Genomic DNA, 13,588 nt, shown 5'->3' with positions numbered 1-13,588 from the left:
AAAAATTATGGCACAACAGATGAAGAATAAAACGGGTTCAAAAACTGGCTCGGCTACATTAGAATTTGAAGAGTTTGAACTGCAATCAACCATGCAGGAATTTCTTAAAGATGAAACCAAGGATGAAGGGAAGGGCATTTGGAACTTTTCTACCTTTGCAGGTCTTGGGATGCTTTTTATAGCAATGACCTACATGCTTCAATTGATAGGTCTACCCATAGGGTCAGGTTTAGCTAATTTTTCTGTAGACGCTATTTCAGCACTACCTATTATTGGTGGTATTCTAGTAACCTTAGTTGGCTTTGGTTATTTAGTTGGCGATCGTAGAAAAGAACGAAAAGCCAAAAGAGCCGAAAAGAAAAAGGCAAAATCTCGCAAAAAGTATACAAACGATATCCACGGTTCGGAAGAGTTTGCGAAGACCAGTGGATTGGAGAATAATTTAGATTCTTCTTCCTCCTCATCATCAAGAAGATCATCTTCAAGATCAACCAGCTCAGCGGCATACGACATGGATAGCTTTGGATACCGCCATGCACGCCGTTTAATGAAATCACGCACCGATAAGAAATTTGCCGGAGTATGTGGTGGCTTAGCTAAATACTTTGGATTGAGCTCTACGGTTGTTCGTTTTATCTTTGGAGCAGTGTTTATAATGGGGTGGGGAACAAGCTTGCTTATTTATATTGGTCTAGCCTTAGCCATGCCTAAAGAGCCTATTGAGATGATGGATGATTTCGACTTTTAGTTGAATAAATAATTCCATCTTAGGTTCAGATTTATTTTTAGATTTAGGGCATGCTTATAACATTCGAAGGTATCGATGGAAGTGGTAAATCCACTCAAATCGAATTATTAAAAGACAAACTCCAAAAAGCTGGACACAAAGTAGTAGTACTTCGTGAACCTGGTGGTACGGATATATCGGAGCTTATTCGTGGGATGCTTCTAAATCCTGAAATTGAAATCGATCCGGTAACAGAATTACTTCTTTTTTCATCGGCACGTTCTCAGCTTATGGCCGAGAAAGTAAAACCTTTGTTAGCCGAGAATGCCGTTGTGATCCTCGATCGTTTTTATGATTCAACTACCGCTTATCAAGGTTATGGCCGTGGAAGTTTGCCCTTAGAGCAAGTGCATCAAATTAATACCGTAGCCTCTCATAGTATCGCACCCGATCTAACTTTCTACCTCAAGTTGAGCCTCGAAGAATCCGCGAAGCGAACGGCTCACATGCAAAAAGATCGCATGGAAAAGTCTGGAGAAGCATTTTTCCGTAGAGTGATTCAAGGTTTTGATGATTTAGCGGAACAGGAAGACCGATTTGTGACCATCGATGCTTCTCAATCCCAAGATCAAGTGCATACCCAAATTGTAGAGCATATCTCCATCCTTTAATTCTTTGCTCGGATATCCTTCAATTTAGGATTCAACCAATAGAAGAGGGATGGTAGCACGATTAAGTCGGCAATTACAGCAAACAAAATGGTGGCGGCAACCAGTATTCCCATCAGCGTTGTTGAGGTGAATGCACTCGTGATTAATGTCCCAAAACCAGCAAGTAGAATGAAGCTCGTTATTATGATTGCTCGACCTGTTTTCTGCGTAGTTATTTCTAAAGCTTCCTGAATGTCTAAACCTCTCTTCAGCTCTATCCTAAATCGCGCTAAGTAGTGGATGGTGTCGTCTACAGCAATCCCAAAAGCAATGGTAAAGATCACCGCTGTGGAAGGTTTGATGTCGATGCCAAGTATTCCCATGATTCCAGCAATTAATACTAACGGCATAATATTTGGGATCAGAGAAATGAGCACCATCTTAAGGTCTTTGAATAGGAAGGCCATTAGTATGGAAATACAGATAAAAGCTAAGCCGATACTGCTTGCGAGCGAATACACCATTTTGCCTACTAAATTTGCACTTAGTATAGTGGAGCCCGTGATGAGTACATCTATTTCCTCCTCCACAAAGTTGCTGGAGATATACTCCTCGATTGAAGCTCGGATTTCATTAATTCGCATCGAGCCTGCATCCTCCGTTTGTGCAGCAATACGTAATTTTTGGTAGTCGAAATCCGTAACTCGAGAAAGTACATCGTTTCCAGTAATTTCTAGTAGTAACAAATATTGGGAAAGAAGGGCAGGGTTATTAGGGATAGTTGATAGTTCGGCTTTGTCTGGAGCCATAGTCTCGTGTAGCTCTTTGATAAGCGTGGTGAACGAAGTCGCTCTTTTAATTTCAGGGTAGGATAGAAGGTGTGCCTGAAATTGATCTACTTTGTTCAGTAACCTAGGATCGGTAATGCCACTTTCAACTTTCGTGTCGATTACAAATTCAAGTGGGAAGGCAGGGGCTAGTTCTTCAGAGAAAAAATTACTGTCTTGAATTAATACTGAACTGCGACTTACATCATCAAACACGCGACCGTTTACATTGAGTTTGAACATGCCTAGTCCAATCAATCCACAAATCAATATGGCCGATATGGAAATGGTTTTAAAATATCTTCTATTGAAGATGGAAAGCAGACTTAATTTTTCGGCAATCCAAGTATATAAACGTCCACCATTTTCTTTAAAGACTCGATCAATTTTGGTAATCTTAATGATAGCAGGTAAGAATAGTATGGTAATAGTGTAAGCGATGAGAACTCCAAGGGCTGTATATAAGCCGAATCGCTTCATAGGAACCACAGAGCTGGTGATTAAGGTGCCGAAGCCTATAGCTGTTGTGATACTTGTTAGGAAAGTGGCACTTCCAAGGGTCAACAACATTTCGAGGATGGCTTTACTCTTTTCGAATCCATTTTGAATGGCGTCATCAAATTTGGAGATCATATGTATGGAATCGGCCACCCCCACACAGAGCAGGATGGGCGCAATGGTACTACTCATAATCTCTAAGTAGCCTCCAGTAAGCGTGATGGCTGCAACCGTAAATAGAACGGTGAACCAAACGATTAACATCGGAATAATCACCCCTGATATACTTCGGTAGAGATACCATAGCAGTATTATTATCAGCACCGACGAGAAAGAGATATAAAAAATTACCTCCCCGTTTAAGGTGTTTACATACTGATTTCTGAAATAGGGGATGCCCGTAATTTTGAAATCAGTTTCGGGATAGCTCTCTAAAATTGAATTGAGTTCATTGATCAGAGCATTCCGAGTTTCGTAGGTGTTATTCTCTTCCTCTATCTCTATATAAAATGCGGTGGTCTGAGCGCCTTCATCAATAAAAAAGCCAGCAGCAAAAGGGTCTTGTGTGATATTCGCTTTAGCAGAAGAAAGTGAATGGGCTAAAGAATCTTCATCTAAAAAAGGATCAAAGGTAAGTGAGCCGTTGTTGTTTACCATTTCTTCGGCCGACCATACACTGCGAACATCTTCAACCAAAGGAATCTGCTTAACTGAATCTACAATTTGTTTGAGTTGAAGCAGTCCTTCTTTAGTGAAAAAGGTAGAATCCTTAAACCCAACCATGATGATATTATCATCTCGTCCAAACTCTTCTTCTAAGTATCGATAGGATTGAACCGTTGGGTCTGTATCAGGGTAAAAATTTTCAAGATCGAAGTCGGTTCTAATCTTAGATGCCGGCAATGCAGCCAATACAACGAGTACAAAAATAAAAAAAGTTATTAGCCGAGGATGGGCCAATACAAAGTTAGCAAACTTATCCATCATAAGGATTTACAGGTTTGTAGCGGTAGATGATTCATAGATGCAAAGCTAACCTTTTTTAAGAAATATCAATTCCCACCAATCTGAATTTTATATGTATTCGTACACATAAGCGAACGATGAACAATAAAAAGAACCATTATGAAATTTAAGAAACTAACCTACTCACTATTATCACTTTTAGCAGTGGGCTCATTGATCGTATTCGCAGCCGATCACATTGATGCACCAGCTGTATCAGGTACGAATGTAGATATCACTGACTACTACGCTTTTCAAAGCCCTGAAAACAACGACAATCTAGTTTTTGTAGCTAACACTCAAGGACTTCTTTCACCATCTGCTACAGGCGATGCAAACTTCAATTCAAACACCATGATTCAATTTAATATTGATAACAGTGGTGACAATATTGAAGACTTAGTTATTCAAGTAATCTTCGCAGACGGTAAGGCATATGCTTACGGTCCAGTTCAACCATCTTTAACTGGTTTAACCAGTGGTGTTGAATTTGATGCTGTAAATCAGATTTCTGTTGATATCACTCCGTACGGTAGTGAAGCAAATATTGCCTCTGAAAGTGGAATGAAGCTTTTCGCAGGACCAAGAGACGATCCGTTCTTCATGGATTTTGCTCAGTACAATGAAATTATTGCAGGTAATGCCTCTGGTTTCAACAATCCAGGCGATGACACTTTCGCTGGTACAAATGTTATGAGTGTTGTGGTAGAAGTACCTAAATCAGCACTTGGTAGCAGCAGCACGATTAATACATGGGTTTCTTCGAAAACACGTATTAACTAAGCAATCGCACATTTAAGAATTTTAAAATAATATAGACATGAAGATTACAAGACTATTTACCCTTTTATTGCTGAGTGGCCTTACTGCCATGGCATGTAGCACCAGCAGCAACGACGATGACGCTCCAATGACGCCCATCGATGAAAACGCACAATTTTCAACTTCTGACCAAATGGGACGCCCGGCTATAAACACCGTGTTCGTTTCAGCAGATAACAAAAATACATTTAACACAACGTTGCCATCAGAGCAATCAGCCGCATTTTCAAGCGCATTTTTAGCAAAGCTGAATGCCTTAACCGCTGATAAGTACACAACTAATGCATTGGGACAAGATGCTGCAACCTTTACAGGTTTATTAGCAACCGATGTTCTTAATGTATCATTAAACGGTACAACTACTTTCTTTGATGGTCAGAATGTACTAACGGGTCGTGCTTTAGCCGATGACGTTATTAGTGTGGAATTACTACTGATTTTCGGTGGTCCTGCAGGTGATGGAATGCAAGAAGATGGCACAGACTTTTCTGCGCTAACAGATGATAATGTAAGCTCGAACGATAAAGAGTTTCTATCCACATTTCCTTACCTAGCTAGTCCTTGGTAAGCCTGAATTGTTAATCATATAAGAGCCCTTTCGAGGGCTCTTTTTATAAAGAGGAATATTATGAAAAACCTGATACTAACATCCTTACTAACTATAGGCTTATTGACGGCTTGTTCAGTTAGCGATGAATCAAAGAATATTGTAAGCGAGCAAGAAATAAAGCCTTTTCTATCTAGTGAACTATGGGTTCAAAATAGTGGCTTAGATCAAGCAAAAGAAGAAGTTGAGTTCTGGCAAGAGAAATTAGATAAGAACGAGACCCCCGTATACCGAATGAAGTTGGCTTCAGCATATCAGGCACTATTTGGTATAACAAGAGATGTAGAATATTTAGCGAAAGCTGATGCTCAGCTTATGAAGAGCAATGAATTTTATAAAGGCGAAAATGCTGAAGTACTGCAAGCATTAGCTCAAATATCTATTACCAAGCACGATTTTCAGACAGCCATTGATTATGCTGAACAAGCCTTAGTTGTTAAAAAAGACGATTTATATAGCAAAATGATCATTTTTGATGCTAGTATGGAAACGGGCGATTACGAACATGCCCGCCATATTTTAGAAAATGAAATAACCAACAAAGCTTCTTTCAATTTTTTAATCCGAAATACTCAGTTTCAAGATCATATAGGCGATTCTGAAGCTTCATTAAATGCACTAAGAGCTGCACAAGACCGTGTAGATTATAGTAAGAGCTTAGTGGCGTGGACCAGCAGTAATTTAGGAGATAGACTAGGCCACAATGGTGAAGTGAAGGCTTCATACGATATGTTCAAATACGCATTAAATCAGGAATCTTCGAAAGCCTCATATTTACATTCTCTAAAAGGAATCGCTTATATCGCATATGCACATGACGGAAATGTGGCTTTTGCGAAAGAGATTTTAAGCTTTATAGAGCAAAATGTAAGTGCTCCTGATGTTAAATTATTGCAAGCTGAAATAGCTGAGTACGAAGGGAATGATGCCTTGAAAACATCCTATTTAAAAGCCTTTTATGAAGAAGCTTCAAAGGAGAAGTACTATCGCATGTATGATGTTGAACTCATTAAATTAGCTGCTACTGAGTTTGGCGATTATACTTTTGCAGCTTCATTATTAGATAAAGAAATTTCAAATAGACCAAATCCTACCACTTATAGTACTCAAGCATGGATTTTACACCATCAAGGTGAAACTGAAAAAGCTCAAAAAATTATTGAGGAAAAAGTAATAGGCAAAACTTTTGAGCCCGAACCTACTTATATCGCTGGTATAGTATTAGCTAGCAATGGTGATAATGAGAAAGGAACCCAACTCATGAAAGAAGCACTAGAAAGTGAGTTTGAGTTAGGCCCTGTAACAGCGAAAATGATTCGCTCTCATATCCAATAAATCTTAGAAATATGCAGTCAATTTAAGGTAAGTAAATGAATTGGCTGCATAATCTTTAAAGCTGAAATGTCCATAAAGGCGCTCAGTTTCCTCTCCTCCAAATAGATGAAAGCCAAAAGTGGCATCTAATCCATCTTGAATAGCATAGCTAGCTCTAGGGTTTATCCAGAAATCATTTCCTGAATAGTTATATCTACCAAAACTATATAGTGTTAGCTTTTCACGGAGTAAGCTTTTTTGAAGTAAAAGCGTGCTATACACGAAATCTTGTTTCTGTAGAATATCTTCATCATACCCATAGATATGCTCCCAAAATAACTGCGAGCTAACGGTGATTCCAGCAATGGAAGTTTGAAGCCCAATCATGCTAATGCTCCATGGCTTATCCATTAAGTACCCATCATCGTTTGAAGAAAGCTCTACGAATAGCGCTTGTTGCTCAGCAGGGGGTAAGGTTGAGGGATCACCTTCACTAAATTGCTCAGGGAAGTAGTCGAATTGTTTCTCGAAATGAAAGGCCGATTCTGATTTAAGTAACCACGAATCCGAGATTACATAGTTTCCAGAATATGCAAGAATGGGTATTCTCTTATATGATTTGGTTACAATAAAACCAGGTTGAGTTGCAACGGGTTCACCTACCAAAGTGAACTCCTTTTCATAAGCAGGGGAGCTGTTCGCCCACCACATTGCATATATATCCAAATCCCATTTCAGGCTTGAGCGAAGTCCCCATTTAATAGAAGACTGAAATAAGGCTTTAGTATCATCCATGCTTGAGTCGGCATAAACTACATTCGTATTACGATCTAATTCTTTGAATGGGAACCATCGGCTCTCAGGCCTTGCTATCATATCTGATTGAAAGATGGGGGTAGCAATAACCTCTAAAAAGTTATTCCCATAGTATCGAGTATACTTAACTGCAGGTATGCCTCCTTTGATATCTTCTACCTGTTGTGTGAGAAACTCACTCAAATCAATAGGGGAGTGAATGTCGGTGATAAACGCTCCATCTGTTCGGCCTTGGTTAATCACTTGCTTTCCCACTCTCAAATCGCTCTTCGAAAAGTACATATCTATGTAGCCTTCAGAGAAATCGTAGGCATAATTATTCGCGTTAGTGGTATAAGTGTTCAGTATTTCGTTGGATAAAAAAAGCGTTCCGTAGCTTGTTTCGTAGGAGAGGTCGAAGCCCAAACGGTTGCGTCCTACTAGATAATCTTGCCCGTTGGTAGTTAAAAATGCATTATAGTTTCTAAGAAAGCCTGATGTTTGTTGAGCCTGAGCTGTAGGGATCAGTAAAGAGAGAGAAAATAAAAGTGAGATAGCCGAAGTTATTCTCTTTATTTGATATAAAGGCATAAAAATGATTAATTATTAAATTTTGTATGTAAAGAAGATTGAGGCTTAAGCAATTTATCCGTATTTTTGGAGCATAATGGTTAAGTCCTACCTGTATCCGTGAAATTCGGTTCAATAAAAAGATTTTAATCTCAAACGAACACAAGTACTAAGTAATCTATTATGGCGCACGAAAGAATCGAAATTGATTTACCTCTTGCCAAAGTGTATGAGCTATTAAGCAATCCAGTTGAATTCCCTAAGTTCTTGAGTCGTATCGACTCAGTTACTCGAATAAACTCACAAACTTTCGAGTACAAAACCAAGATAGGAAACGAAGAGTTTCAATGGACAACTAATTTGATCGATAATTTACGCAACACTCGTTTTGCGTGGATTACTATCAACGGTAATTTAAACCAAACAGGAACTATTCGTTTTACTCCTCTGGATAACGGCGAGCGCACTCGCGTTGAGTTCTCATTAGACTACCGTACCTTCTTTGGAGAGCCTAGCGAAGACGTGGCTTCTTTCATCGAAGATTCTCCTGCACAATTGGCTAAAGATCTTGAAACATTCAAGAAACTGGCTGAGTCTGGAACTTTTAAAGAGACTGAAATTGAGTCTAAAGAAGAAAGTGAAGAGGTAACTGCGTAGTTATTTTTTAAATACGTATTTTCGATGCGCATCTTTTTAAGGTGCGCATTTTTTTTGTCCAAAAATCTAAGATTTTGAATTTCAGAACATTTCTTGAATCCGAACGAAGTAAACTTTCTCATTACTTACTCATCGGTAATCCTATAAGTCATAGTCTTTCTCCGTTAATGCACAACACGGCATTAGCTCATAATAAAATTGGGGGAGAGTATATCTCAGTTTCAGTGGCAGCAAGTGATATCACCAGCTTAATTGCTCACTGTAATCAACCTGCATTTTTAGGGGCTAATGTTACCATCCCTCATAAAGAGTTACTCTATGAGACGGTAGATGCCCTAAGTGAAGAAGCTATGGAAATAGGCGCTGTAAATACCATTGTAAAAGAGCAGGGTAAATTAGTTGGCTACAATACCGATGCCTATGGATTTATTGAGCCTATCAGGTCTTATGTAGATGACTTATCTGGCGAAAGAGTTATCATATTTGGATCGGGTGGGGCAACCAAAGCAATTGTATATGCTCTTAGTGCAATCGGTGTTCAAGAAATCATTTTAGTATCTCGAAGACCTGAAAACTTTGATGATCATTATGACAACCGAGTTTCCCGTTGTAGCTATGATGAATGGCAAAGTTTTGCGGAAGACGCAACAATGATCGTGAATGCTACTCCTTTAGGTATGACACCCAACACAGAGGCTTCTCCGGTGAAAGACAATGAAGTGGATTTATTAGAAGGAAAAATATGCTACGATGTAGTGTATAATCCTAGAATCACTAAATTTTTACGCCAAGCTGAAGAAGCAGGAGGAACTCCCATTGAAGGTATTGATATGCTCATACATCAAGGGGATAAATCTTTTAATCTGTGGACGGGGTTTAACTTTCCGATTGATATAATTAGATCCAAAATTAATGAAGTCTTACCAGCTTGAAGTTTTATCACCAAAAAAGCTCAACAATCAAAGCATTCAATCATGGTTTACTCTAAAAGGTAAACTTGTTCGTGAAGATGCAAGCATCCATGGCCTAAATCTGGGGTATAACACCGAAGAGAATCCTGATATAATTCGCGATAATCGTGATTTATTAGCTGAATTCATTAATACTCCGAAGCTGAACATTGCATTTGCTAAACAAGTGCATAGCAATGAAATTAGGAATGTAGAGCAAGGCGGCATATATCTAAATGTTGATGGGTTTGTGAGTAAGACGCCTGGTATCGCATTAGCCATTCAGGTAGCCGACTGTGCCGCTGTTTTATTTGCCGATGAGGAAAATGGCGTGATTGGAGCTTGCCATGCTGGGTGGAGAGGAGCTGTAGCAGATATCGTTCTGAATACCATAAAGGAAATGGAAGTTATAGGGGCTACTAAGAACACAATTAGTGTATATATCAGCCCGTGTATTTCTTCTGCGAAATTTGAAGTGGGTGAAGAAGTAGCAAGTCAATTTCCAGATGAGTTCGTGATACGAGAAGGGAGTCGAAAGCCACATATTGATTTAAAAGCTTTTCTGATCCATCAATTAGAAAATGCGGGTATAGCCAATGAACGCATCGAAGCAAATAAGGATTGTACCTACTTAGATTCACAGGCATATTATTCCTATCGCCGCGAGGGTAAAAGAAGCGGTAGAATGATGGGGATAATCAAACTAAATGATTAATGAATAAGGCGGTTTGAGAGTTAGTTACAGTCCGGGTTATTACGCAACCATACCCAATGAGCATATCTTCCCAATGAAGAAATTTCAAGGGTTGCATAGGTACTTACTAGATCAACACATTATTACCGAAAGTGAGGTCATTGAACCCTCTATGGTTGATTTTGTGCATTTGTTTACCGCTCACACTCAACGATATGCCAAAGCTGTTTGGGATGGGGCTTTAGATCGAAAAGAGATTAGAAGGATGGGGCTGCCTTGGTCGAAGAGTTTGGCTATTCGTTCTCGTTTGGCCGTTCAAGGCACCATCAATGCAAGTATCATTGCCTTACAAGATGGGATGGCTGGAAACTTAGCCGGTGGCACTCACCATGCCATGCCTGATCACGGTGAGGGTTTCTGTGTATATAATGATGTGGCCGTAGCTATTAAAATGCTGAAGCAAACCAAGTGGATTAATAACGCCATGGTTATAGATTGCGATGTGCATCAAGGGAATGGAACAGCTGAAATTTTTAAAGACGACGACACGGTATTCACATACTCCATTCATGGTGAGAAGAACTATCCCTTTGTTAAACCACCTTCTACTATGGATGTAGGTCTAGAAGATGGCACCACTGATGAACTGTATATCCGCTCGCTCATTCAAAGTTTAGACCAAGCATACAACCAATTTAAGCCAGATTTAGTGTATTACCTCGGAGGTATAGATATTCTAGAAACCGATCACTTTGGGCGACTATCAATGACATTAGCGGGCTTGAGAGAACGAGATCGAGTGGTAATTGAACTAGCTCACCAAAATGGCATTCCCTTGGTGCTTTTATTATCAGGGGGATATGCACCCTCTTTGAATGAAACAGTAGTAGCGCATTCTCAGATGTTTGAAATAGCCAAAGAATTGGGTTTCTAATTAACCGAATCGAGCTCTATATTCATGCTTCTAAATAAGAGGTTTTAAGATTTGAAATTACAAAGACTGGCGTTACTTGGTTCAACGGGTTCGATTGGAACACAGGTTTTAGAAGTTGTACGCCAACATCCGAATAAATTTACTATTCATACACTTACTGCTAACAGAAACTGGGAAGCACTAGCAGATCAAATCAATGAATTTTCACCCGAATACGGGGTTATTTGTGATTCCTCACATATTGATGATTTAAAGAAGGCTGTTCAAACGAATACAAAAATTCTTTCAGCTAAGGATGCATTGGTTGAGATTGTTCGAATGAATGAAGTTGATACCGTGTTAAATAGCTTAGTAGGTTTTGCTGGTTTTATACCTACCATTGAAGCGCTTAAAGCGGGCAAAAAAGTAGCACTGGCAAATAAAGAATCACTTGTTGTTGGTGGCGAGATTATTCGAGACATCTTAAATGAATATGAAGGTACTTTATTACCTGTTGACTCTGAGCATAGTGCGATGCTACAAAGTATAGTTGGTGAACGGCCTGAAAACATTGAAGAGATTATTATTACGGCGAGTGGCGGACCATTTAAAGATTTCACAGCAGAGCAGATGAAAAGTGTTACGGTTGAACAGGCACTGAAGCATCCGAACTGGGATATGGGAGCCAAGATAACTATCGATTCGGCCACCATGATGAATAAAGGCTTGGAGATTATTGAAGCTAAATGGCTATTCGACATTCCCGTTTCAAAGATTACTCCGGTGATTCATCCTCAAAGTATTATTCATTCAATAGTCACTTTTGTTGATGGTTCTAGCAAAGCACAACTAGGTCCACCCGATATGAAAGTGCCTATTATTTATGCTCTGAGTTATCCGGATCGTTTAGAGCTTGACACTCCTCGAATGAATTGGGGACACACACACGATTTAACCTTTGCGCCCGTTGATTATGCGCGCTTTCCATGTGTGAAATTAGCGATCGATGCTATAGCGGATGGAGGGACTTCGCCAGCTATCTTAAACGCAGCAAATGAAGTGGCGGTAAAGCGCTTTTTGAATAAAGAAATTAATTATATTGACATCCCAAAAGTTGTGGATGTTAGCCTCAATAAATGGGCATCAAATATTGAATTAACAATAGATAATCTGTTAGCGGTAGACAAAGAGACGCGAGCCTACGCCGCACAAATAAATTAATATGGAATTTTTCGACATTTTAAAGACGATCGGCATCTTTGTGGGTGCGCTTATGATCTTAGTATTTATACACGAACTGGGTCATTTCTTGGCAGCCAAATTTTTTGGGATGCGTGTTGAGCGTTTTTCAGTAGGATTCCCACCACGTATATGGGGATTCAAAAAAGGCGATACTGATTATTGTATTGGTGCCACTCCACTTGGTGGATATGTGAAGATATCAGGTATGGTAGATGAAAGTATGGATACCGAACATCTAGAAGCTGAGCCACAACCCTGGGAATATAGAAGTAAACCCGTTTGGCAGAGGATGATCGTGATTACAGCGGGTGTGATATTCAATATGATTTTAGCCTTCTTTATTTTCTCTGGCTTAGTTATGACCAATGGTAAATTGGTAGTACCTGTTGAAAACATTGATGGTATTTATGTTACAGAAGAGTCGATTTTACATGAGATTGGATTCCGAAATAATGACAAGATCATTGGAGTGAATGGGGAAGAGGTTGTGTACTTCAATGACTTAGTTGCCTCTTCAGTGCTTACAGCAGAAGATTTAAGCTACATTGTTATTCGTGATGGTGAGCAAATAACCGTTCCAGTTTCTTCCAATTTCTTGGATAGCTTACAAACTAGAGGATTTATCTCTCCTGAGTTGATACTCCCTAGCATACCTTCCGGTATTGTTGAAGGCTCGCCTGCTTCAGAAGCGGGGCTTCAACGAGGTGATAAAATTATTGCTGTAAATGGTGCCGAGGTTGGGTATTGGATTCAGTTAACATCGTTGATTGAATCGAATCCTGAGAATACGCCAATGGAATTGGAGATTCTAAGAGATGGTGAAGTTCGCACAGTGAGTGTGACTCCATCTAGTGACAACACCTTAGGAATCTACCCACCTGATTTGGATATAGCTGGTGGTATTCGCATTGACTATGGTTTTGGTGAATCATTGGCCGCAGGTTGGGATGAAACTGCAGAACAAACCACTGGTATTCTTCAGGGTTTTGCAAGAATGATTTCAGGTGATATTTCCGTTAAACAAAACTTAGGCGGACCGATTGCCATCGCCAATATGACTCGTCAAGCCACCGACTCTAACGGATGGATTGGATTCTGGACTATCACTGCTTTATTGAGTATTACTTTAGCTATAATGAATATCCTACCAATTCCTGCCCTCGATGGAGGTCATTTGGTATTCTTAATTTATGAAGGTATTACACGTAGGGAACCAACCGAGAAAGTGAAAATCATTGCTCAAAATATTGGGTTCTTCGTATTGGTTTCCTTAATGCTTTTTGTAGTCTTTAATGACGTTATAAAACTATTTTAATT

At 39.5% G+C, this 13,588-nt stretch carries 13 protein-coding genes; 11 read left to right on the top strand and 2 right to left on the bottom strand.

From position 1 onward, the window contains the following. The first annotated feature begins 7 nt into the window (after nucleotides 1-7). The gene (locus tag B155_RS13810; RefSeq protein ID WP_018126602.1) at nucleotides 8-748 is read left to right on the top strand and encodes a PspC domain-containing protein; all 741 of its coding nucleotides are present in this window, start codon (nucleotides 8-10) and stop codon (nucleotides 746-748) included. A gap of 50 nt (nucleotides 749-798) precedes the next feature. Next, nucleotides 799-1,398 (top strand): dTMP kinase, encoded by a 600-nt coding sequence (gene tmk / locus B155_RS0102185; RefSeq protein ID WP_018126601.1) that lies wholly within the window; start codon nucleotides 799-801, stop codon nucleotides 1,396-1,398. On the opposite strand, the gene B155_RS0102180 is transcribed toward tmk, so the two are convergent. Then, nucleotides 1,395-3,689 carry an efflux RND transporter permease subunit gene (locus B155_RS0102180; protein WP_018126600.1) on the bottom strand — a complete coding sequence of 765 codons (2,295 nt, stop codon included), beginning with the start codon at nucleotides 3,687-3,689 and terminating at the stop codon, nucleotides 1,395-1,397. The genes tmk and B155_RS0102180 overlap by 4 nt on opposite strands. 138 nt (nucleotides 3,690-3,827) lie before the next feature. On the opposite strand from B155_RS0102180, the gene B155_RS0102175 reads away from it, so the two are divergent. From B155_RS0102175 to B155_RS0102165, 3 genes are read left to right on the top strand one after another with little or no spacing between them, the layout of a single operon-like run. Continuing rightward, nucleotides 3,828-4,490 (top strand): DUF4331 family protein, encoded by a 663-nt coding sequence (locus tag B155_RS0102175; RefSeq protein ID WP_018126599.1) that lies wholly within the window; start codon nucleotides 3,828-3,830, stop codon nucleotides 4,488-4,490. A gap of 37 nt (nucleotides 4,491-4,527) precedes the next feature. Continuing rightward, on the top strand, nucleotides 4,528-5,097 hold the full coding sequence (locus tag B155_RS0102170; RefSeq protein WP_018126598.1) for a DUF4331 family protein: 570 nt from the start codon (nucleotides 4,528-4,530) through the stop codon (nucleotides 5,095-5,097). Nucleotides 5,098-5,157: 60 nt separating this feature from the next. Further along, entirely contained in the window at nucleotides 5,158-6,471 is a 1,314-nt protein-coding gene (locus B155_RS0102165; protein WP_018126597.1) for a tetratricopeptide repeat protein, read from the top strand. 3 nt (nucleotides 6,472-6,474) lie between these two features. On the opposite strand, the gene B155_RS0102160 is transcribed toward B155_RS0102165, so the two are convergent. Continuing rightward, complete coding sequence (locus B155_RS0102160) at nucleotides 6,475-7,836, bottom strand: hypothetical protein (protein ID WP_018126596.1); 1,362 nt, start codon at nucleotides 7,834-7,836, stop codon at nucleotides 6,475-6,477. 162 nt (nucleotides 7,837-7,998) lie between these two features. On the opposite strand from B155_RS0102160, the gene B155_RS0102155 reads away from it, so the two are divergent. The 6 genes from B155_RS0102155 (at nucleotide 7,999) to rseP (ending at nucleotide 13,586) form a co-directional block, all read left to right on the top strand. Beyond that, nucleotides 7,999-8,472: an SRPBCC family protein gene (locus B155_RS0102155; protein ID WP_018126595.1), complete on the top strand. Its 474-nt coding sequence runs from the start codon at nucleotides 7,999-8,001 to the stop codon at nucleotides 8,470-8,472. A 74-nt stretch (nucleotides 8,473-8,546) separates the two neighbouring features. Continuing rightward, nucleotides 8,547-9,404: a shikimate dehydrogenase gene (gene aroE / locus B155_RS0102150; protein WP_040368027.1), complete on the top strand. Its 858-nt coding sequence runs from the start codon at nucleotides 8,547-8,549 to the stop codon at nucleotides 9,402-9,404. Further along, nucleotides 9,385-10,137: a peptidoglycan editing factor PgeF gene (gene pgeF / locus B155_RS12775; protein ID WP_018126593.1), complete on the top strand. Its 753-nt coding sequence runs from the start codon at nucleotides 9,385-9,387 to the stop codon at nucleotides 10,135-10,137. Before aroE ends, pgeF begins: the two co-directional genes overlap by 20 nt. A 13-nt stretch (nucleotides 10,138-10,150) precedes the next feature. Further along, on the top strand, nucleotides 10,151-11,050 hold the full coding sequence (locus B155_RS0102140) for a histone deacetylase family protein (protein WP_026167142.1): 900 nt from the start codon (nucleotides 10,151-10,153) through the stop codon (nucleotides 11,048-11,050). A gap of 51 nt (nucleotides 11,051-11,101) precedes the next feature. Further along, on the top strand, nucleotides 11,102-12,250 hold the full coding sequence (locus tag B155_RS0102135; RefSeq protein ID WP_018126591.1) for a 1-deoxy-D-xylulose-5-phosphate reductoisomerase: 1,149 nt from the start codon (nucleotides 11,102-11,104) through the stop codon (nucleotides 12,248-12,250). 1 nt (nucleotide 12,251) lies between these two features. Further along, a complete protein-coding gene (rseP, locus tag B155_RS0102130; protein ID WP_018126590.1) occupies nucleotides 12,252-13,586 on the top strand; it encodes an RIP metalloprotease RseP in 1,335 nt (444 codons plus the stop codon). The last annotated feature ends 2 nt before the right edge of the window (nucleotides 13,587-13,588 follow it).

It is taken from the genome of Balneola vulgaris DSM 17893 (assembly GCF_000375465.1).
Taxonomy (GTDB): Bacteria; Bacteroidota; Rhodothermia; order Balneolales; family Balneolaceae; genus Balneola; species Balneola vulgaris.
The sequence above is the reverse complement of the archived record's forward strand: the minus strand, read 5'-3'. Positions and strand labels throughout refer to the sequence as shown.